The 20,405-nt window shown below is 63.2% G+C and carries 19 protein-coding genes; 4 read left to right on the top strand and 15 right to left on the bottom strand.

All coding sequences use genetic code 11. From position 1 onward, the window contains the following. Nucleotide 1 precedes the first annotated feature (1 nt). Entirely contained in the window at nt 2–817 is an 816-nt protein-coding gene (locus ABI546_RS12845; RefSeq protein ID WP_348046978.1) for an RNA methyltransferase, read from the top strand. Between the two features lie 9 nt (nt 818–826). Beyond that, nucleotides 827–1,603, top strand: a complete 777-nt coding sequence (cysE, locus tag ABI546_RS12840; protein WP_348046977.1) for a serine O-acetyltransferase — start codon at nt 827–829, stop codon at nt 1,601–1,603. Between the two features lie 53 nt (nt 1,604–1,656). Here the strand turns inward: cysE and ABI546_RS12835 are convergent, their stop codons facing one another. The 3 genes from ABI546_RS12835 to yjgA all read right to left on the bottom strand — a co-directional run bounded on the left by ABI546_RS12835 (nt 1,657) and on the right by yjgA (nt 3,277). Then, a complete protein-coding gene (locus ABI546_RS12835) occupies nt 1,657–1,995 on the bottom strand; it encodes a DUF4870 domain-containing protein (RefSeq protein WP_348046976.1) in 339 nt (112 codons plus the stop codon). 74 nt (nt 1,996–2,069) lie between these two features. Continuing rightward, entirely contained in the window at nt 2,070–2,663 is a 594-nt protein-coding gene (gene mog, locus ABI546_RS12830) for a molybdopterin adenylyltransferase (RefSeq protein WP_348046975.1), read from the bottom strand. After that, on the bottom strand, nt 2,660–3,277 hold the full coding sequence (gene yjgA, locus ABI546_RS12825; RefSeq protein ID WP_348046974.1) for a ribosome biogenesis factor YjgA: 618 nt from the start codon (nt 3,275–3,277) through the stop codon (nt 2,660–2,662). Before yjgA ends, mog begins: the two co-directional genes overlap by 4 nt. A 25-nt stretch (nt 3,278–3,302) precedes the next feature. Between yjgA and pmbA the strand changes: the two genes are divergently transcribed. Further along, on the top strand, nt 3,303–4,739 hold the full coding sequence (gene pmbA / locus ABI546_RS12820; RefSeq protein WP_348046973.1) for a metalloprotease PmbA: 1,437 nt from the start codon (nt 3,303–3,305) through the stop codon (nt 4,737–4,739). 207 nt (nt 4,740–4,946) lie between these two features. Here the strand turns inward: pmbA and ABI546_RS12815 are convergent, their stop codons facing one another. The 3 genes from ABI546_RS12815 to ABI546_RS12805 all read right to left on the bottom strand — a co-directional run bounded on the left by ABI546_RS12815 (nt 4,947) and on the right by ABI546_RS12805 (nt 7,123). Next, nucleotides 4,947–5,396 carry a GatB/YqeY domain-containing protein gene (locus ABI546_RS12815; RefSeq protein WP_348046972.1) on the bottom strand — a complete coding sequence of 150 codons (450 nt, stop codon included), beginning with the start codon at nt 5,394–5,396 and terminating at the stop codon, nt 4,947–4,949. A gap of 149 nt (nt 5,397–5,545) precedes the next feature. Continuing rightward, a complete protein-coding gene (gene rpsU, locus ABI546_RS12810; RefSeq protein ID WP_007872347.1) occupies nt 5,546–5,758 on the bottom strand; it encodes a 30S ribosomal protein S21 in 213 nt (70 codons plus the stop codon). Between the two features lie 420 nt (nt 5,759–6,178). After that, entirely contained in the window at nt 6,179–7,123 is a 945-nt protein-coding gene (locus ABI546_RS12805; protein WP_348046971.1) for an alpha/beta hydrolase, read from the bottom strand. Between the two features lie 110 nt (nt 7,124–7,233). On the opposite strand from ABI546_RS12805, the gene ABI546_RS12800 reads away from it, so the two are divergent. Beyond that, on the top strand, nt 7,234–8,061 hold the full coding sequence (locus tag ABI546_RS12800; RefSeq protein WP_348046970.1) for an AraC family transcriptional regulator: 828 nt from the start codon (nt 7,234–7,236) through the stop codon (nt 8,059–8,061). Here the strand turns inward: ABI546_RS12800 and ABI546_RS12795 are convergent. The 9 genes from ABI546_RS12795 to nirB all read right to left on the bottom strand — a co-directional run bounded on the left by ABI546_RS12795 (nt 8,058) and on the right by nirB (nt 20,364). Continuing rightward, a complete protein-coding gene (locus ABI546_RS12795; protein ID WP_348046969.1) occupies nt 8,058–9,326 on the bottom strand; it encodes an NAD(P)/FAD-dependent oxidoreductase in 1,269 nt (422 codons plus the stop codon). The genes ABI546_RS12800 and ABI546_RS12795 overlap by 4 nt on opposite strands. 94 nt (nt 9,327–9,420) lie before the next feature. Further along, complete coding sequence (locus tag ABI546_RS12790; protein WP_348046968.1) at nt 9,421–10,545, bottom strand: sterol desaturase family protein; 1,125 nt, start codon at nt 10,543–10,545, stop codon at nt 9,421–9,423. A gap of 114 nt (nt 10,546–10,659) precedes the next feature. Beyond that, the gene (locus ABI546_RS12785; protein ID WP_348046967.1) at nt 10,660–11,652 is read right to left on the bottom strand and encodes a hypothetical protein; all 993 of its coding nucleotides are present in this window, start codon (nt 11,650–11,652) and stop codon (nt 10,660–10,662) included. Between the two features lie 79 nt (nt 11,653–11,731). Further along, complete coding sequence (gene cobA / locus ABI546_RS12780; RefSeq protein ID WP_348046966.1) at nt 11,732–12,499, bottom strand: uroporphyrinogen-III C-methyltransferase; 768 nt, start codon at nt 12,497–12,499, stop codon at nt 11,732–11,734. Continuing rightward, on the bottom strand, nt 12,496–13,443 hold the full coding sequence (gene ybiB, locus ABI546_RS12775) for a DNA-binding protein YbiB (protein WP_348046965.1): 948 nt from the start codon (nt 13,441–13,443) through the stop codon (nt 12,496–12,498). Before ybiB ends, cobA begins: the two co-directional genes overlap by 4 nt. Before the next feature lie 163 nt (nt 13,444–13,606). Further along, nucleotides 13,607–16,501 carry a molybdopterin-dependent oxidoreductase gene (locus tag ABI546_RS12770; RefSeq protein ID WP_348046964.1) on the bottom strand — a complete coding sequence of 965 codons (2,895 nt, stop codon included), beginning with the start codon at nt 16,499–16,501 and terminating at the stop codon, nt 13,607–13,609. 136 nt (nt 16,502–16,637) lie between these two features. After that, nucleotides 16,638–17,060: a nitrite reductase small subunit NirD gene (gene nirD / locus ABI546_RS12765; RefSeq protein ID WP_348046963.1), complete on the bottom strand. Its 423-nt coding sequence runs from the start codon at nt 17,058–17,060 to the stop codon at nt 16,638–16,640. Between the two features lie 21 nt (nt 17,061–17,081). Continuing rightward, nucleotides 17,082–17,879, bottom strand: a complete 798-nt coding sequence (locus ABI546_RS12760) for a type IV pili methyl-accepting chemotaxis transducer N-terminal domain-containing protein (protein ID WP_348046962.1) — start codon at nt 17,877–17,879, stop codon at nt 17,082–17,084. A gap of 37 nt (nt 17,880–17,916) precedes the next feature. Next, nucleotides 17,917–20,364 carry a nitrite reductase large subunit NirB gene (gene nirB, locus ABI546_RS12755; RefSeq protein WP_348046961.1) on the bottom strand — a complete coding sequence of 816 codons (2,448 nt, stop codon included), beginning with the start codon at nt 20,362–20,364 and terminating at the stop codon, nt 17,917–17,919. Nucleotides 20,365–20,405 lie beyond the last annotated feature (41 nt).

Genomic DNA, 20,405 nt, shown 5'->3' with positions numbered 1-20,405 from the left:
CATGCATACGCGATTCATCCTGATCAACACCAGCCACGCCGGCAATGTGGGGGCAACGGCCCGCGCCATGAAAACCATGGGCTTTGACGACCTAGTGCTCGTGGCGCCGCGTTGGGCCAATGTGCTCAACCGCGAAGAAACCATACAGCGGGCCAGCGGCGCGCTGGACGTGCTCAAAAACGCCCGCATTGTGGCGACGCTGGACGAAGCCGTGGAGGGCATGGCCCACCTGTGCGCCACCGCCATGACGCCGCGCGACTTCGGACCGCCCACGCGGGCACCGAGAGAGCACTTCGAGGGTCTGTTGGGAAAAACGAATCCGCTATCAAAAGAGGAGCTGGTTGCGCCCGTCCCTATTGCCTCAAAGCCCGATTCCGTTGCTTTTCTATTCGGCTCCGAGCGCTTCGGCATGCAAAACGAAGACGTCTACCGCTGTCATGTGGCGCTCAGCATTCCGACGGACCCGAAGTTCGGTTCGCTCAACCTGGGCGCGGCGGTGCAACTGATCGCCTACGACTGGCGCCAGGCGCTGGGCGGTTTCAGTGTGCAGCAGGCCAGGGCCGAGCCCACGCTGGCCGATGCGGCGGCGGTGGCCGGCATGCTCAAGCACTGGGAAGAAGCGCTTACCGGCATTGGCTTCCTGGACCCGGCTTCGCCGAAAAAACTGATGCCGCGTCTGAACCAGCTGTTCAACCGTGCCCAGCTCAGCCCCGAGGAAATCCACATTCTGCGAGGCGTGGCCAAGGCCATGCTGCAGAAAGCCTCTGAAACCGGGGCCAAAACAGCCGTCCAAGCGCGCAGCTCCCACCCTCAGTAGACTTCGCCTATGTTTTCCCGACTCCGCTCCGACATCCAGTGCATCCTCGACCGCGATCCCGCCGCCCGTACGGCCTGGGAGGCGCTGACCTGCTACCCGGGCGTGCATGCCTTGCTGTTGCACCGTCGGGCCCACTGGTGCTGGAACCACGGGCTCAAGTGGCTGGGCCGCTTTATCTCGCATTTTTCGCGCTGGGTGACCGGTATTGAGATCCACCCAGGCGCCAAAATCGGCCAGCGGGTGTTTTTTGACCATGCCATGGGTGTTGTCGTCGGCGAGACCGCTGAAATCGGTGACGGCTGCACGATTTACCAAGGCGTGACGCTGGGCGGCACCTCGCTCTACAAGGGCGAAAAGCGCCATCCCACGCTGGGCCGTAACGTGGTGGTGAGCGCCGGCGCCAAGGTGTTGGGCGGTTTTCTGGTCGGTGACGGGGCCAAGATAGGCAGCAATGCCGTCGTCATCAAGCCGGTCCCGGCCGGCGCTACGGCGGTTGGCATTCCGGCGCGCATCATCCCGTCCAAAGTGGGTGAAAGCGCCGACGTCACGACCTCGCCCAAGTTCTCTGCCTACGGCATCACGCTGGACGACGACCCCCTTGGGCAGGCCATGAAGGGGCTGATCGACAACGCCTCGTCGCAGGAGCACCAGATTGCGCTGCTCTGGCAGGCGATTGAAAAGCTGTCCGGCCCGCAAACGGCCATGAGCAAAGACTGCGTACCCAAGGACGCGGCGCTGACGGAAACCTTTGAGGCCGACAAGCTCAACCAGCTGGTCGGCAAGTAGCAACAAAAAAGGAAGGGCGCACCCTTCCTTTTTCTTTGCCCTTAGTGGCGCGTTCAGTTGATCAGGCGAAGCGCGAACGGCACCCGGAATGCCTTGCCGTTGGAGGTGCCCAGCGCGCCCATGACGCAGAACACCAGGTGGCAGATGCCTAGGGCCGCGAACACCAGAAAGCCAATCAGCACGAAGGTCAGGATGATCGCCGCCACATAGCCGATGGCCGCGGTGATGGACCAGTTCAGCGCTTCCTTGGACTGGTCCAGGATGTAGGTGTCGTCCTTTTTCACCAGGTACACAATCAGGCCCGGAATAAAACCCAGAAACAGGGTTCCGACCCAGATCAGCACGGCGGTGTTCCTGGATTCCTTGCTCGGCGTTTCAGTCAGATCGTCCATCTCGGCTCCTCGTGTTGTAAAGCACGAATACTACGTGAGAAAAAAGCCGCCCCAAAACCGGAGAGCGGCCAGGCTCAACGCGGTGGGCGTATGGCGCTTTTCGGCCTGAACGCCTGGCAGACCAAGGCATCGGTTTCCAGGTAGGGCCCGCCTATCAGGTCGACGCAGTAGGGGACCGCGGCAAAGATGCCGGCCACGGCCTGGGAGCCGTCAGGGTTCTTCAACCCTTCCAGGGTTTCCGCGATGGACTTGGGCTGGCCTGGCAAATTCATGATCAGGCATTTGTCGCGGATGACAGCGCACTGGCGCGACAGGATGGCCGTAGGCACAAATTTCAGGCTGATCTGCCGCATCTGCTCGCCAAAGCCGGGCATTTCCTTGTGGGCTACTGCCAGTGTGGCCTCGGGTGTCACGTCGCGCAGCGCAGGGCCGGTGCCGCCGGTGGTCAGTACGAGGGAGCAGCCGGCGTCCACCAGTTCAATCAGCGCGGCGCTGATGTGCACCTGCTCGTCGGGAATCAGGCGCTCTTCAAAGGCGATGGGGTTGCGCAGGGCGCGTGTGAGCCAGTCTTTTAGCGCCGGCAAGCCTTTGTCGACATAGACGCCGGCTGAGGCGCGGTCACTGACCGAGACGATGCCGATCCTGACGGCGTCAAAGGCTTCGCTCATGCCTGAGGCTCTTCGGGTTCCTCAGCCTCGCCAGGTCCCCGGGCAAGCGTCTGCCGCACGAGCTGAAAGATTTCGCGGTAGGACTTGCCGTGGCGCGCGGCTTCGCCGGGCTTTTCGGGCTTGGCGTCTTTGCGGGCCTGGCGGATCAGTGCGCGTAGTTGCTGGGAATCGGTATCGGGGTGCTCCCCCAGCCAGGTGCCCAGCGCGGCGTCGTCGGCGATCAGCTTGTCGCGCCATTGCTCGGCCAGGTGCAGGGCCAGCGTCAGGTCGGCTGAGCCGTTGAGCTGCTCGTTGATCGCTTCGCGAATCGGATCAGGGTCCAGCGGGCGCATCAGCTTGCCGATGAACTGCATCTGGCGGCGTTTGCCCTCGAAATTGGTGATCTTTTTGGCGTCGGCGATCGCGTCGCGCAGCTTGTCGGGCAGGTCCAGGCGCGCCATCAGGTCGGCGCGCAAGGTTAGCAGCGCTTCACCGAGCGCCTGTTTTTCGTCGGCCTCGGCCTTGAGCTGGGTTTTGCTGGGCGGGCCGACTTCTTCAAGCGCGATTTCCTCGGGTTTGACGAAGCGGCCGTTGGACCAGTAGCCCTTGATGGCCTTGGGAGTCTTGTTGTTCATAGCAGTCAGTATCATAGCTACCCATATGACCCAAAAAGCTTCCTCACGCGCCAGCGGCGCAACTCGCAGTGCATCCCGTCCCGCTTCGGGCCCCAATGGCCAGCAACGCCAGCCCGAATCCGGCTTCAGCTACCACCGTGATTTTTTTGAGGGACTCGTCGACAGTGCGCTGAGCCATGCCAAAAAACTGGGTGCCACAGATGCCGCGGCGGAAGCCTCGGAAGGCTGTGGTTTGTCCGTCAGCGTGCGCAAGGGCGAGCTGGAAAACGTTGAGCGCAATCGCGACAAATCACTGGGCATTACTGTCTATATCGGCAAGAAGCGCGGCAATGCAGCGACCAGTGATTTCTCCAAGGCGGCCATCGAACAGACCGTGAAAGCGGCCTACGACATCGCGCGCTTTACGGCGGAAGACAAAACCTCGGGTCTGCCTGACGACCGCGACATTGCGCGTGTGCATCCGGCGCTGGACCTGTTTCACCCCTGGTCCATCAACTCGGAAGAAGCCGCGCAACTGGCCCTGCTGTGCGAAGCTGCGGCGTTGGGCACCAGCCGGCTGATCACCAACAGCGAGGGCGCGGGCGTGTCGGCCCAGCAAAGCCATTTCTTCAGCGCTCACACCAAAGGTTTTCGCGGCGGCTATGCCAGTTCGCGGCACAGCATTTCAGTGGCGCCTATTGCCGGCAAGGGCGACCAGATGCAGCGCGATGCCTGGTACAGCTCCATGCGCGACGCGCGTGATCTGGCGCCCCCCGAGGCGGTGGGCCGTTACGCTGCCGAGCGCGCGCTAGCGCGGCTCAAGAGTCGCAAGATCCCGACGACACAGTGCCCTGTGCTCTTCGAGTCGCCGCTGGCCGCGGGCCTTTTGGGCGGCTTTGTGCAGGCCGTGAGCGGCGGTGCGCTGTACCGCAAAAGCACCTTTCTGGCCAACAGCCTGGGCAAACCGGCTTTTCCCAAGCACGTCGACATTGCCGAAGATCCGCATCTGCGCAAAGGCAAGGGCAGTGCACCGTTTGACGAAGAAGGCGTGAAGACCAAGGCGCGCCAGGTGGTCGACGGCGGCCGCGTCGAAGGCTATTTTTTGAGCACCTATTCGGCGCGCAAGCTCGGCATGCGCACCACCGGCAATGCCGGAGGCTCACACAACCTTGTCATGACCAGCCGGCTGACGCGCCAGGGCGACGACCTGGACGCCATGCTGCGCAAGCTGGGCCGGGGCCTTTTTGTGACCGAGTTGATGGGGCAGGGCGTGAACTATGTGACCGGCGATTATTCGCGCGGCGCCTCCGGCTTCTGGGTAGAAAACGGCCGCATCGCTTTTCCGGTGGAAGAAATCACCATTGCCGGAAACCTGCGCGACATGTTGATGGGCATTGAAGCCGTGGGCGCTGATGCGTACAACTACGGCGCCAAGACGGTCGGCTCCATTCTCGTCAACCGCATGAAGGTTGCGGGGAGCTAGAGCCCCCACGCTCCCCCACTTCGTGTGGGTCGCTGCCCCCCGAGGGGGCCGCTGCGCCTGCGGCCCGGCGAAGCCGGTTCCGCGACCCCGGCTTGGGAAGAGAAGAGCCCCCACGGTCGCTCACTTCGTGTAGCTCCCTCCCCCCGAGGAGGCCGCTGCGCCTGCGGTCTGGCAAAGCCAGTTCCGCGGCCCCGGCTTGAAGGGGGTTTAGCCCACCAAGGCAGCTTTGACGGCCGCAGACACCTGGCCCATGTCGGCCTTGCCGGCCAGTTGGGCCTTGACCGCGCCCATGACCTTGCCCATGTCGCCGGGGCCGGTGGCGCCCAGTTCGGTCACGATGGCCTTCACTGCCGCCGCGACTTCGTCGGCGCTCAGGCGCGCAGGCAAGTAGGCCTGCAGCACGACGAGTTCGGCGGCCTCCTTGTCGGCCAGGTCTTTGCGCTCGGCCTTCTGAAAGGCCTCGAGCGAGTCCTTGCGCTGCTTGATCAGCTTGTCGACGATGGCGACCACGGCCGCGTCGTCCAGCACCACGCGCTCATCCACTTCCTTTTGCTTGAGGGCGGCGAGCAGCAGGCGGATGGTGCCCAAGCGCTCGCTGTCCTTGGCGCGCATGGCGGTCTTCATGTCTTCGGTGATCTGGTCTTTGAGTGCTGACATTGGGGCTCCTGAAGGGGGGCAATGGATGAAGAGGAATGAAGAATGGGAAGCGGAAAGGCTGGCAGGATGGAATTGGCAGGCGCCAAAAACACAAAAGCCCGCAGAGCGTCCTCGTGCGGGCTTTTTGTTGCCGTAAGGCGGTACTAAAATTAGTACAGCTTCTTGGGCAACTGCATCGAGCGGATACGCTTGTAGTTACGCTTGACGGCGGCTGCCTTCTTGCGCTTGCGTTCAGCCGTTGGCTTTTCGTAAAACTCGCGGGCGCGCAGGTCGGTCAGCAGGCCGAGTTTTTCAATGGTGCGCTTGAAACGGCGCAGAGCCACATCAAAGGGCTCATTGTCTTTTACACGGATGGTGGTCATCGTTCAATTGATCCAAAAGGTGCGCCTTAATTGATCTGATCAGGATCAGGCCAGGCGCGGGTTTGCTAGCAAAGCCTGAGATTATAGCACCCCCACAGTCGTTCACTGCGTGTAACTCCCTGCCCCCAGAGGGGGCCGCCCGCCTGCGGCCCGGCAAAGCCGAAAATTGGCACACCCCTATCGGGCTCACTGCGTGTAGCCCTTTTCCCCTTGCAGGGGACAGAGCCTACGGCCCGGCAAAGCCGGTTCCGTGGCTCATGCTGGCCTTTGATCGACTCGCTTCGCATCGCCTTGAGTGGCTGGCGGGCTGTCCACCCCAGTAGGGGCCGCGGGACTGGCTTTGCCAGACCGCAGGCGCCTGCCCCCTTGAGGGGGGAACAGGCTACACGCAGTGAGCCTGGACGGGGGGGGGGCGGTGTTTTATTCCCGGATGAAAGCCAGCAGGTCGTTGTTGAGGCGTTCCTTATGGGTGTCAGCCAGGCCGTGTGGCGCGCCTGCGTAGACGATCAGTTTGGCGTTTTTCACCAGTTTTGCAGCGGCACGGCCAGACGCATCAATCGGCACGATCTGGTCGTCATCGCCGTGGATCACCAGGGTCGGCACGTCGAAGCGCTTGAGGTCTTCGGTGAAGTCGGTGGCCGAGAACGCCGCGATCGAATCATAGGTGTTCTTGTGGCCTGCCTGCATGCCCTGCACCCAGAACGACTGGATCAGGCCCTGCGACACTTTGGCACCCGGACGGTTGAAACCGAAGAAGGGGCCGGAGGCAATGTCCAGGTAAAGCTGCGACCGGTTGGCCAGCTCGCCCTGGCGGATGCCGTCGAACACCTCGATCGGCAGGCCGCCCGGGTTGGCCGCGGTTTTCAGCATGAGCGGCGGGACGGAGCTGACCAGCACCGCCTTTTTGATCTTGGCCGTGCCGTAGCGGCCGATGTAACGGGCAACTTCGCCGCCGCCGGTTGAGAAACCCACCAGGGTCACGTCCTTGACGCCGAGCGTGTCGATCACCGCAGCCAGGTCGGCGGCATAGTGGTCCATGTCGTTGCCGTCCCAGGGCTGGCTGGAGCGGCCGTGGCCGCGACGGTCATGGGCAATCACACGAAACCCTTTGGAGGCCAGAAAAATCATCTGCGATTCCCAGCTGTCCGAATTGAGCGGCCAGCCGTGGCTGAAACTCACAACCGGTCCGTTCTTCGGGCCCCAGTCCTTGTAATAGATCTGCACACCGTCCGAGGTCGTGATGTAGCTGGCGCTGCGTGCAGCAGCAGCTGGCTGCTGCGGCGCGCCAGCGGCCATGGCAGGGCCAGAGGCGATTGCGGCGGTGGCCAGTGCGGCTGCGGCGGTGATGCGGGTCAAGGCGTTCATTTCGGTTTCCTTTGCGGGGTTGAGACAAGTCGGAATCGACAGAACGAACTTTACGCTTCACAAAATACGATAAGTATTTAATAATCCTTAAAAATTGATAAGGAGTATCGATGAGCGATCGACTCGAAACCTTGCTGCGGCATTTTTCGGTGACCGCAAATGTCTTCCATTCCGGTGCGCTCTGCGGCGTCAATGACCTCGACGAGGAAGAGGGGGCCGGCCAGCTGCACCTGGTGCGCAGCGGCGACGTCGGCGTCAGCCATGGCGGCGCCGAAGTGCTGCGCGTCAGCGGACCCTGCCTGCTGCTTTACCCGAGGCCGATGGCGCATCGGTTCATCACCGACCCGATACACGGCGCGGATTTTGTCTGCGCACACCTGCGCTTTGAAGGCGGCGCGGCCAACCCCATCGCAGCGGCGCTGCCGTCCTTCGTGTGCCTGCCGCTGGGGCAAATTGCAGGCGCTGCGGGTGTGCTGGAACTGCTCTTCGAGGAGGCTTTCGAGCAGCGCTGCGGCCGGCAGGCATTGCTGGACCGGCTGTTTGACGTGGTGCTGATCCAGGTGCTTCGGCATTTGATGGAGAGCGGTGAAACCCGGTCCGGCATGCTGGCGGGCCTGTCGCATCCGCGCCTGCGCCACGCCATCGTGGCCATGCACCAGAACCCTGCGCAGGAGTGGAGCCTGGAAGCCCTGGCCGATCACGCGGGCATGTCGCGCAGTGTGTTTGCCAACCGGTTTCGCGACGCGGTCGGTTGCACGCCCGGGGTGTACCTGCAGCGCTGGCGGGTGGGCCTGGCGCAGCAGGCGCTGCGCCGGGGGCGGCCGCTCAAGCTCATTGCTGCTGACGTTGGCTATGGCAGCGAGGCGGCGCTGTCGCGCGCTTTCAAGGCGCAAAGCGGCCAGACACCGCGCGAATGGAAGCTGGCCCGGCAGGGTTAGTGCGTTGCCTCGCCCGCGGTCTGGTGCGCAGCGCTGAGCGCCTCCGCGCAGGCATGCGCCGAGGCCCAGGCCCATTGAAAGTTGTAGCCACCGAGCCAGCCGGTCACGTCAACGACTTCGCCGATGAAATACAGGCCCGGCTGCTTTGATTCCAGCGTTTGCGACGACAAATCGCGGGTGTCGACGCCGCCGATGGTGACTTCAGCCTTGCGGTAGCCTTCCGACCCGTTCGGCGTCAGCTGCCAATCGGCCAGCCGCCCGGCCAGGTCCAGCAAGGCCTTGTCGGTTGCCTCGCTGACGGGTTTTTGCAAGGCGGGGTCGGTGCTGGCCCAGGCATCGGCCAGGCGGCCCGGCACCAGGGTGCCGAGCTCGTTGGCAATGAGTTTTTTCGAGTGCGCCTTGGCACGCAGCAGCAGGGCGGGCAGGTCGATGCCTGGGGCGAGGTTGATATGTACTGGCTGGCCCTCACGCCAGAAGCTGGAAATCTGCAGCACCGCCGGGCCGCTGAGGCCGCGGTGGGTGAACAGCAGGTCTTCTGAAAACACCATGGCTTTCTTGCGCTGCTTGGGCGTTGCGTCTGCGGGGCTGGTGTCGATCAGCACCGGCAAGGCCAGGCCGGCCAGGCCCGCATACGGCGCCCAGGCGTCACCGTCAAAGGTCAGCGGGACCAGCGCGGGGCGTGGTTCGACCAGGCGCAGCTCGAACTGTCTGGCGATGCGGTAGCCGAAATCGGTGGCGCCGATCTTCGGGATCGACAGGCCGCCGGTGGCGATGACCACTTGCGGCGTTTCCACCGTTCCGCGGTCGCTCTCAATTTGATAGCTGCTTGCGCCCGTCCCATCTGGGTTAGGGCTGTATTTGATGCTTTTTATGCCGCAAGGCTGCCAGCGCGTCACATCGCCGGCATCGCACTCGGCCAGCAGCATGTTGATCACGTCTTCGGCCGAGTGGTCGCAAAACAGCTGGCCCTTGTGCTTTTCGTGAAACGGGATGTTGTGGCGCTGCAGCAGTTCAATAAAGTCTTGCGGCGTGTAGCGCGACAGGGCCGATCGGCAAAAGTGCGGGTTCTCGCTCAGGAAGTTGGCCGGCGTGGCGTCGCGGTTGGTGAAGTTGCAACGTCCGCCGCCCGAGATGCGGATCTTCTCGGCCACCTTCTCGCTGTGGTCGACCAGCAGCACCTTCAGGCCGCGCTGGCCGGCCTGGGCCGCGCAGAACAGCCCGGCGGCACCCGCGCCGATCACCACGGCGTCGAATTTATGGGTCAAATCGTGCTCCAGGCCAATAGGGACGAGCGCAAGCAGCTATCAATAACGTAGCGACCAACCGGTCGACGCCCCAATGCCACTGCAGTCGCCGCGGTCACGGTTTCCAGGTGAACGGAAACTTCAGCTGCTTCAGGAAGCCGTTCGGCACGTAGTCGCCCAGCACGCCATAACGCTCCGGCCAGAGGCGGGTGCTTTTGACGGCGGTGCCGAACAAATAGTCGATGAAGGCGTAATGCGCCGAGTAGTTGCGGTCCAGCGCCTCCTGGTCCTGGCTGTGGTGCCAGTGATGAAAGTTGGGCGTGACGATGATGTAGCGTAGCGGTCCCAGGCGCACGCTCACGTTGGCATGGTTGAAAACCGCCTGGAAGCCGACGATGACGATGTAGGCGTCGATCACTTCCTTGGAAAAGCCCAGCACATAGATGGGTGCCAGGATGAGCGTGCGGGTGATCAGCAGTTCCAGGATGTGCTGGCGCGAGCCGGCCAGCCAGTCCATGCTTTTGGCGCTGTGGTGCACCGCGTGCAGGCGCCACAGCACCGGCACCTCATGGTAGGCGCGGTGCGTCCAGTACTGCACCAGGTCGGCCACCAGCACGATCAGCAGCACACCGCCCCAGAAAGGCAGGCCCTGCACCCAGCCGCGTATGCCGTCGTTGGCGGCCCAGCCGAAGAACTTGTGCACCAGCAGATTGGTCGCCAGCAGCACAAAGCCCACGATCATGTGGTTGACGATGAAATGGTGAAAGTCGGTTTGCCATTCGGCGCGAAACACCGGCTGGTCCTTGCGCAGCGCAAAGAGCTTTTCGATAAAGATGAAGATCAGCGAGGAGCCCAGCAAGTCGAGGATGAACCAGTCCAGGCCGATGTAGGGCGTGTTGTCGGCAAAGTCGTTCACCGGTACCTTGTGGCCGCCCAGCAGCGCGGTGCCGGCCACCAGCAGGAAGGCAGCGCCGGACAGCCAGCGCGAACGGTTGAAGATGATGTTGACCAGCGAGATGCCGCCGGCAATCACCAGCGAGGCAAACATGACAATCCGGATCACGTCGACGTTGTAGCTTTTGCGCAGCTGCGGCGTGGTCAGGTATTCGGGGAAATGAAAGGCCAGCACGCCCAGAAAGCACAAAATGCCCAGGCTGAGGGCAATTACCCCGCTCATCATGCCCTTGCCGCGGCGCAGTTCGCCGTGGCTTTCCGTCAGTTCATTGAGTTTTTCAAGCACCGTGAGGCTCCCGCTGTTGTTGTTTGACTTCGGGAGTGTAGCTGTGCGAGGGGCGGTAAGGCGGGGCGCACACGTGTGCGCCCTACCGCCTCCCGGCTTCTTTCCCAGCCCCGCTTACTGTTTGACGATGACGGGCTGGATTGTGAAGACGTTGGGGTTTTTAGGCTCCACCGTGACGCGCACCCAGTGGATCAGCGGGCTGCCGAAAGTTTGCAGGCGGGTGAGGTTGGCCAGCAGCTTGCCGGGGCTGTACAGCGGCTTGTCGACCTTGAAGAAATGCGTGTCGCCATGCACCAGCAGGACCTGGCCGGCGAACTGCTCCGTTTCGGCGATGACGTTGCTGATGAAGTTGCGGTAACCGCTGACGCCCGGCGCCTGGCTTTCGTCCGTGCCTTCGGTTTCAGGCAGGTCAAAGCCCGGATCGGCCTGTATGACCAGCACTACGCCGCGCGCCTTGCCGGCCCTGGCCTCTGCAAAGGCTTGCTGCAGCCAGCGCACGTTTGCCGCGTCGCGCTCCAGGTATTCGGCATTGGAGGCTTCGCACTGGACGGCGGTGCGCGCACTTTTTTGCGTGCAGTCCTTGTCGTCCAGGATCTTGTTGTTGTTGCTGCCCGGTACGTTGAGTGTGGCAAACACAATGCCGCCGTGCGCAAAGCGGGTGTTCTCCACAAACTTCTCGCCCTGCGGGGCCTGATGAACCAGCGGCAGCGTGCGTTTGCCCAAGCTGCGGGTGGTGGGGAACAGGGTTTTGCGCAGGTAGGTCAGGCGCTCCATGCCGTCATAGCCGCCGTTGTTCAGGCGGTGGCAGTCTGTCCATTCGTTGTCGCCGGGCACATAGATGACGGGCTTGTTCAGCTCGCCGAACATGGTGAGCGCCGCGGCATAGATATCGTCGGTGCATTTGGAGCTGCCGTCCTTGATGTCGCCGTCGTAGATCGAGAAGGCGATGTCGGAGCGGTTGATGCTCTTGAGCAGCGCGGGAATCTTTGGGTCGTCGCCGGCTTTTTGGTAGGGCATGTCGCCCCACAGCCCGAATGAAAAATTTTGCGCCTGGGCGGAAGCCAGGCTGAGCGCCAGCAGCGCACCAGCCAGAAAACGGTGAGACATGAATGCTCCAGTCGAAAGACCGGGAGCTTAGGTGGGCTGTATGACGGGGGTATGACGACGTTGCGGGGCAGGCTCGCGTTCAGGCTGCGCGGACTGCGTCAGGATGCGCGGCAGCGAGCGCCACACCGCTGATCACGTCACCCACCACGATGACGGACGGGCTGGCCAGGCCGGCTTCGCGGATGGCGGCGGCCAGCGCACCCAGTGTGGTGGTGATGTGGCGCTGCGTGGGCAGCGATGCGCTCTGGATCACGGCTACCGGCGTGGCGGCAGGCAAGCCCGAGAGCAACTCGTTCTGAATGCGCCCGGAGCCGCTGACGCCCATGTAGATCACCAGCGTCAGCCGCGCGCTGTGCGCCGTGGCGGCCAGCGCTTTCCAGTCGGTGCCGGTGTCGCCCGGCTTGGCATGGCCGGTGACAAACACCACGCCGTGCGCATGTTCGCGGTGCGTGAGCGGCACGCCCAGCGAGGTGACAGCCGCCAGGCCCGCGGTGATGCCGTTGATGACTTCCACCGCAACGCCGGCGGCGCGCAGGTGTTCGACTTCTTCCCCGCCGCGGCCGAAGATGAACGGGTCGCCGCCCTTGAGCCGCACCACGTCTTCGCCTTCGCGGGCGGCCATCAGCATGAGCTTTTCAATGAAGGCCTGCGGCGTGGACTTGCAGCCGCCGCGCTTGCCCACGTAGACGATGCGCGCTTCGGGCCGTGCGAAGGCCACGATCTCGTCGCTGACGAGGTCGTCCACCAGCAGCACGGTGGCGCGCTGGATAGCTTTCAGGGCCTTGAGGGTCAGCAGTTCCGGATCGCCGGGGCCTGCGCCTACCAGTGTGACTTTTCCGTTGTTCATGATGGGGAAGTGATCGTGGGTGGGGCTGTTTGGGGCAACTTGATTTGAGGAAGCAAACGCAAGATATGTTCCACCTGCTGCGCAATCGAAGGCGGCACTGGCGTGTCGCCAGCCAGCACGGCGCGAATGTAGTCCGCCGTGGCGGCAGCGTCCACCGTTTTGGGGAAGTCAGGGATGGAGGCCAGCGTGCCGGCCTGCGTTTCCTGAAGAAGTGAGCGCTGCCCGCCGATAAAGGCGTCCATCTGCGGCATACGGCGCGCGTCGGCCACCACTTCGCCTTCGGTGCCGCGCAGCAGCATGGCGTTGGCGCCCGTCAGCTCAAAGGTTTGCGCCATTGATACCGCGTATTCGGGGTGGGTGTAGCTGCTCACTACCAGGCTTTTGCCCAGGCAAGGGGTCATGATCTTGACCAGGCTGTGCGCCGGGTTGCGCAGGCCGACCGCGCGGCGCACGTCCAGCAGGCGCTTCAGCGCCGGCAGCAGCAATTCGGTCGGGGTAAAGACAACCTCGCCATTTGCTATCTTTTTAGTAGCTGCTTGCGCACGTATACCAAGGGCTTCAAGCACTTTTGATGAAAATACGCGGCTGCTTTCAGTGGGCGTTCCGTGGATCAGCACGGGAACGCCCTTGCGCGCCAGCAGCAAGGCCAGCAGCGGCGTCAGCACCGGCAGCTTGCGCGCACCGTTGTAGCTGGGCAGTACCACGACAGGCGTGTCGCTGGCAGGCAGGTGGTCCAGGCGCTGGTGCACCGCATCCAGAAAGCCTGCCATCTCTTCGGGCGTTTCGCCCTTGATGCGCATGGCCAGGCAAAAGCCGCCGATTTCCAGGTCAGTCACTTTGCCGTCGAGCACCTGGCCCAGCAGGTCGGTGGCCTGCTCGCGCGTCAGCGCGCGGGCGCCATCCTTGCCGCGACCGATTTCCTTGATGTACTGGCTAATGCCCATGGGAGCGATTGTCGGCGAAGATTGATAACTTCTCGTTATGAGCTTAAGGGCCTCCACGCTTTTCGCTTCGCGTAATGCGCTGCCCCCCCGAGGGGGATGATTTTCCTTGGGGCGGCCCGGCGGAAAAATGAAGGATGTCTGCACAGAATGCCATCCTTCCTGCTCAAGCCACCTGCCGCAGGGGAATCACCGTGCGGGAGGGTCCCTGTGGACTGGGCGGGATGTCGCGCGCCGACCGCACCCGGCGCTTGAGCTCAGGCACGCAAGAGCCGCAGTTAGTTCCACACTTGAGCGTGGCCTGCAGTGAAGTGAGGCGCTCTTCATCGGTGCCCAGGTGACCGGCACCGCCGCCGCCTTGAGCGAGCAAGGTCAGGTGCTCGTCGATGGCCATGTCGCTCACATTAAAGCAGGTGCACACCGGCTTGCCGCGTGACTGCACCGCCACCGGCGGTTTGGCGCCGGGCAGCAGCAGCAGGCGCCCATAGGACTGCGCGGAAAGCTCGTCCTGCAGCAGGGTTTTGATCCAGGTCTGGGCGCTGGTGTCGCCTGCCAGCACAAAGCCGTCTAGTTGGGCGTTGCCTTCGTTGCGAACCAGCCGCATGGTGCGGTGCTGGCCCTTCTTGCGGTCGCCATAGCGCAGCACGTCGGCGCCGTCCAGGCCGAGAATGCGTTCCAGCGCCGCCAGCGTTTCGTCAGGCGGCGCTTCATGGCTGGCGGCGCGAAACAGCAGGCCGGTGCGCTCGCGGCTGCGGTCGGCCAGCGGCGTGTTGTTCGAAAATGGCACGCAACTGGTGAAAGGAAACTGCGCCATCAGGGGCTTGAGTTGTTCACGCGCCGACAGCGCATCGCCCTCCGGCAACCAGGCCACGGCCAGCAATGTCCAGGGCATTTCGGCTTTGATGATCTTCACCGCCGCGTGCTTGAGCTCGGGCTGTTTGGAGCTGGGGCAGTAAGCCGAAGTGGTGAGCGCGTTGACGCCGGTCAGCGGCGTACCGCCGGTGGACTGGCCGCTCAAATACTCTTCGCCCCAGTGCATGGCGATAAAGGCCTGGCTCACCGCCACTTCGGGCGAAGCCTGCAAGGGCACCACGATGGAGCCGCGCTTGGAGGTCACATACACCAGGTCGCCGTCTTTCAGCAGGCGCCGTGCCATGTCCTGCGCATTCATCTGCACCGAGGGCTCGGCCACATGGCCGAACAGGCGCCCCAGCGTGCCGGTGCGGCTCATGCCGTGCCATTGGTCGCGCAGCCGGCCGGTGGTGAGGGAAAACGGGTAACGTGATTCGCGTGGCTCGGCCACTGGCTTGTAGACGGTGTTGACGAAGCGGGCCTTGCCGTCGGCGGTGGGGAACACGCCGTCTTCATAGAGCCGCACTTTGCCCGCCGTATCGCCCGATTTGAAGGGCCATTGCTGCGGCCCGACGTCGAGTAGTGCGTAGCTCAAGCCGGTAATGTCGAGGTCGCGGCCGCGGGTTGATTCGCGGTGTTCGTTCCAGATGGTTTCCACGCCGGCGGCTTCGTCGGCCAGCGAATAAGGGAAGAGAGCCGCGCCTGCTTCCGTTCGGTTGGGCAGCAGCTTTTCAAGCCGCCGGGCAAAGTCCACCGCGATGGACCAGTCATGGCGGGTTTGCCCCGGTGCAGCCACGGCCGGCCGCACGCGGCTGATGCGGCGCTCGCTGTTGGTGACGGTGCCAATCTTTTCGCCCCAGGTGGTGGCCGGCAGCAGCAGGTCGGCGTAGTCGCAGCTCGACGTGGTGGCAAAGGCTTCCTGCACGATCACCAGTTCGGCGCGCTCCATGGCACGGCGCACGGTGGCCTGGTCGGGCATGGACTGCGCCGGGTTGGTGCAGGCAATCCACAGTGCCTTGATCTCGCCGTCGGCTGCAGCCTGGAACATCTCGACTGCGGTTTTGCCCGGTTTTTCCGGCACAGAGGGCAGGCCCCACAGCGCAGCAACTTCGGCGCGGTGTTCAGGGTTGGCCAGGTCCCGGTGCGCGCTCAGCAGGTTGGCCAGGCCGCCCACTTCGCGCCCGCCCATCGCATTGGGCTGCCCGGTCAGAGAAAAGGGCCCGGCGCCCGGCTTGCCGATCTGGCCGGTGGCCAGGTGCAAATTGATGAGCGCGGCGTTCTTGGCAGTGCCGCTGCTGGATTGGTTCAGGCCCTGGCAATACAGGCTCAATGTGGGGGCTGACGTGGCGAAGAGTTTGGCGGCAGCCAGCAGGTCTTCTTTTTTGATGCCGCAGGTTTCCGCCACAAGGTCGGGCGTGTAGTCGCGTACTGTCGCCTTCAGGGCGTCAAAGCCTGTGGTGTGCGCCGCGATGTAGGCGGCGTCGGTCCAGCCCTCCCACAGCATGATATGCAGCATGCCGTTGAAGAGCGACACATCCGTGCCCGGCTGGATGCCAAGGTACAGGTCGGCGATCTCGGCCGTGTCGGTGCGGCGCGGGTCGCAAAAAATGATCTTCAGCGCCGGGTTGGCCGCCTTGGCGTCTTCAATGCGGCGAAACAGGATGGGGTGCGCATAGGCCGTGTTGCTGCCGACGATAAAAATGCACTGCGCATGGTTCACGTCGTCGTAGCAAGAAGGAGGGGCGTCCGCACCTAGCGTCTGCTTGTAGCCGGCCACGGCGCTGCTCATGCACAGGCGCGAGTTGGTGTCGACATTGTTGGTGCCGATCAGGCCCTTCGCCAATTTGTTGAAGACGTAATAGTCTTCCGTCAGCAACTGGCCTGAAATATAAAATCCGACGGCGTCGGGTCCGTGCTCACGGATGATCTGTGCAAAGCTCTCGCTGGCAAAACCCAGCGCGTCGTCCCAGGACACCGGCTTGGGCGCTTCACGGCGATGCTCGCGCCGCATCGGCTGCAAGAGGCGTGTCTGCCGCGTGACGGAGGCGGTTGCGGTCAGCGCCAGCGTCGAACCCTTGGTGCACAGCCGCCCGAAGTTGGCCGGGTGGTCCGGGTCCCCCCGCACACCGGTGATCTCGTCGCCCTGCGATTCGATGATTACACCGCAGCCGACACCGCAATAAGGGCAGGTTGATCGCGTTTCAACCATGGTGAACGGAGCCGCGGCTGCGGTGTTTCCAAGGAATCGCAAAGCGATCAGCAGCGCAAGCTGCCAGATCGCAGCCGACACCGCAATAGGGGCAGGTTGATCTTGTATCAGTCATGAAGATCGAGGGGGCCTCCCCTCATGCCGTTTGCGGCGCCTGCACGCTGAAGCTTTCATCGCCCAAAGCACCTGCGCTTGCTCCGGGGCCGGCGCGCGGCGGCTGCAAGTCCAGCGCCAGCGTGTCCAGCTCGGCGGCATCCAGGAACACCTGGCCCATCTCCACCTTGCAGCTGAACTTGGGGGTGCAGCCTTCATCAGGCGCTTTGGCGCAGCCGTCCACCAGGCCTATGGTCCAGTTGTGCAGCGGGCAGGCCACGCTGGTGCCAAACACGATGCCCTGCGACAGCGGGCCTCCTTTGTGCGGGCAGCGGTCCAGCAGCGCAAACACCTGGTCCTGGTCATTGCGGAACACCGCGACGTCCATGCCCTGCGCGCGTGAAATGCGGCGTGAGCCCAGCACGGGGATTTCGTCGACCAGGCAGATTTTTTTCCATTCGCTCATGACTGTCTCCTCTTAGCCCGTTTAACCAAGAACCCGGGCATACATGCCGGTGACCCGGTCCATGACCTGCAGCAGGTTTTCACTGCTGACGAACACGTCGGTGGCCGCCTTGGCGCCGGTCACGCGGGCCTTCAGTGCGTTGTCGAAAAAGAACCACTGGTTGTCGGCCAGCGCAAGTTCCTGCCTGATTTCCGGCGTGGCTTCGGGCGCGCTGCGCAGCAGCTCCAGCGACGGCACGAATTCCTCGCGCGCCTTGTTGATCTCGCGCAGGCTCACCGCACTTTCGACGTTCCAGTTGCTGGCCAGGTAAAACTGGGCCATGCGCTGCGAGAGCATGCGCTGCCGCCCGGCCACATTGACCAGCCTGGCGCCGGGTTTGCCGGCCTGCTGCTCGAACAGCCCGGTGCCCTTGTGCGCGAGTGCCAGCACCTTGCCGGCCTGCTCCAGCACCTGTTTGGCCTTGTCTTGCGACGGCGTGGCGCCTGTCAGCAGATCTTTGTACTCACCCCAGGCCCCCTCGAGCTGGGCATAGGTATCGCGGGTCTCGCCGGCCGGGGCAAAAGCCTTGAGTTCCACCAGTTGCCGATCGAACAGTGCCATGGATTGGTCCAGCACACGACGTGCCGACTCGGCCTGTATGCCCTGGCCCAGGCCGAACCAGGCCTTGCCCATGCGCTGGGACAGCATGCGCAGGCGGCCGGCCTTGTTGATGGCGTCGCCTATGCCGGCGACTTGCGCGTGGGCTGCGACAGGCGCCAGCGAGCCCAGCGAAACAAGGGCCAGGCTGCAAAAATCCCGGCGTTGAAAAAGGTGGCGCATCAAATGGTCTTTGTGTGGTGAATGGCGGAGCGGCATCTCAGGCGGGCAGGGCGGAGAACTGGCGTGTGTCGACCGAAGCTTCCTTGAGGTCGAACCAGGGATCGGGCTCGCCGTCGAGCGCGAACTGCAGGCGTTCCCACAGCGCCTTGCGGCCTTCGTGGTCTTCCAGAATTTTTTTCTTCACATAGTCCAGGCCGACGCGGTTGACGTAATGAACCGTGCGCTCGAGGTACCAGCCTTCCTGGCGGTAGAGTTCGCAGAAGGCGCCGGTGTATTCGAGCACCTCTGCCGCGGTCTTGAGCTTGGTGAAGAAGTGGGCGACTTCCGTCTTGATGCCGCCGTTACCGGCGATGTACATTTCCCAGCCCGAATCGACACCGATGATGCCGACGTCCTTGATGCCGGACTCAGCGCAGTTGCGCGGGCAGCCGCTCACCGCAAACTTGACCTTGTGCGGTGCATACATGCGCCACATGGCGCGCTCCAGGTCCTTGCCCATCTGTGTGCTGTCTTGCGTGCCCATGCGGCACCATTCGCTGCCCACGCAGGTTTTCACTGTGCGCAGCGCCTTGGCATAGGCGTGGCCGGAGGGCATGCCGATGTCTTTCCAGACGTTCTGCAAGTCCTCTTTCTTGACGCCCAGCAAGTCGATACGCTGCCCGCCGGTCACCTTGACGGTCGGGATCTTGTATTTGTCGACCGCGTCGGCGATGCGGCGCAACTCACTCGCGGTGGTCTCGCCGCCCCACATACGCGGAATGACGCTGTAGGTGCCGTCTTTCTGGATATTGGCGTGGCTGCGTTCGTTGATGAAGCGGCTTTGCGGATCGTCCTTGGCCTGTTTGGGCCAGGTGCTGATCAGGTAGTAGTTGACGGCAGGGCGGCAAGTGGCGCAGCCGTTGGGCGTCTTCCATTCCATGAACTTGAAGGTGTCCGAAATACTGAGCAGCTTGCTGGCGCGGATGGCGTCGCGCACGGCCTGGTGGCCGTGGTCGGTGCAAGCGCACATGGCCTTGAGCTTGGGCGTGGCCGAGTAGTCGCCGCCCGCGGTGAACATGAGGATCTGTTCGACCAATCCGGTGCAGGACCCGCAGGATGCGCTGGCCTTGGTGTGCTTGCGCACTTCATCGAGCGTGAACAGGCCCTTTTCCTTGATGGCCTTGCAGATGGTTCCCTTGTTGACGCCGTTGCAGCCGCAGACTTCCGCGTCGTCGGCCATCAGTGCGGCCTTGTTCTGGCCTTCGTGGCCGGCGTCGCCGAGGTTGGACTCGCCGAAGATCAGCTTATCGCGGATATCGCTGACGTTGCGGCCGTCGCGCAGCAGCTTGAAGTAGTAGCTGCCGTCAACCGTGTCGCCGTACAGGCAGGCGCCGATCAGCTTGTCATCCTTGATAACGAGTTTTTTGTAGACGCCGCCGAACGGGTCGCTCATCACAATTTCTTCGGCGCCGTTGCCGCCCATGAATTCACCGGCGCTGAAGAGGTCAATGCCGGTGACTTTCAGTTTGGTGGACGTGAGCGAGCCCGAATACCGGCCTATGCCGAATTGCGCCAGGTGGTTGGCCGCGACCTTGGCTTGCTCGAACAGCGGTGCCACCAGGCCATAGGCGATGCCCCGGTGCGCTGCACATTCGCCGACCGAGTAGATGCGCGCGTCGGTCACGGTCTGCATGGTGTCATTGACCACGATTCCCTTGTTGCAGTGCAGGCGCATGGATTCTGCGAGCTGTGTGTTCGGCCGGATGCCCACTGCCATGACAACGAGGTCAGTGGCCACTTCAGTGCCATCCTTGAATTTGATCGCGGTCACGCGGCCGTCCTGACCGCCTACCAGTTCCTGTGTTTGCGCGCCGATCATGAACTTGAGGCCGCGGTCTTCCAGTGATTTTTGCAGAAGCTTGCCCGCCACGTCGTCGAGCTGGCGCTCCATGAGCCAGGGCATGACGTGCACCACGGTGACTTCCATGCCGCGCAGCATCAGGCCGTTGGCCGCTTCCAGGCCCAGCAGGCCACCGCCTATGACGACCGCTTTTTTGTATTTCACGGACGCATCGATCATCGCGTTGGTGTCGGCAATATCGCGGTAGGCGATCACGCCTTGCAGGTCCTTGCCGGGAACCGGCAGGATGAAGGGGTTGGAGCCGGTGCACATCAGCAGGCGGTCGTAAGCCTCTTCAGTGCCGTCTTCGGCGCGGACCACACGCTTGATGCGGTCGACTTCCACCACTTTTTTGCCGGCGTGCAGCGTGATGTGGTTGTCCTTGTACCAGTCCCAGGAGTTCAGCACGATCTCGTCCAGCGTCTGCTCGCCGGCCAGCACCGGCGACAGCAGGATGCGGTTGTAGTTGGGATGGGGCTCGGCGCCGAAGACGGTGATGTCGTACATGCCGGGCGCGATTTTCAGCAGCTCTTCGAGCGTGCGCACGCCGGCCATGCCGTTGCCGACCATTACCAGTTTTTGCTTTTCCTTGACTCGCATGTCCATCGCGGTCTCCTTGGGTTTGTCTCTGTATTGGGGTTTCTGGG

Source organism: Polaromonas sp., from assembly GCF_039932935.1.
In the GTDB taxonomy this organism is placed as follows: domain Bacteria; phylum Pseudomonadota; class Gammaproteobacteria; order Burkholderiales; family Burkholderiaceae_C; genus Polaromonas.
Note: the sequence above shows the minus strand (reverse complement) of the source record. Positions and strands in the feature narration are given on the sequence as shown.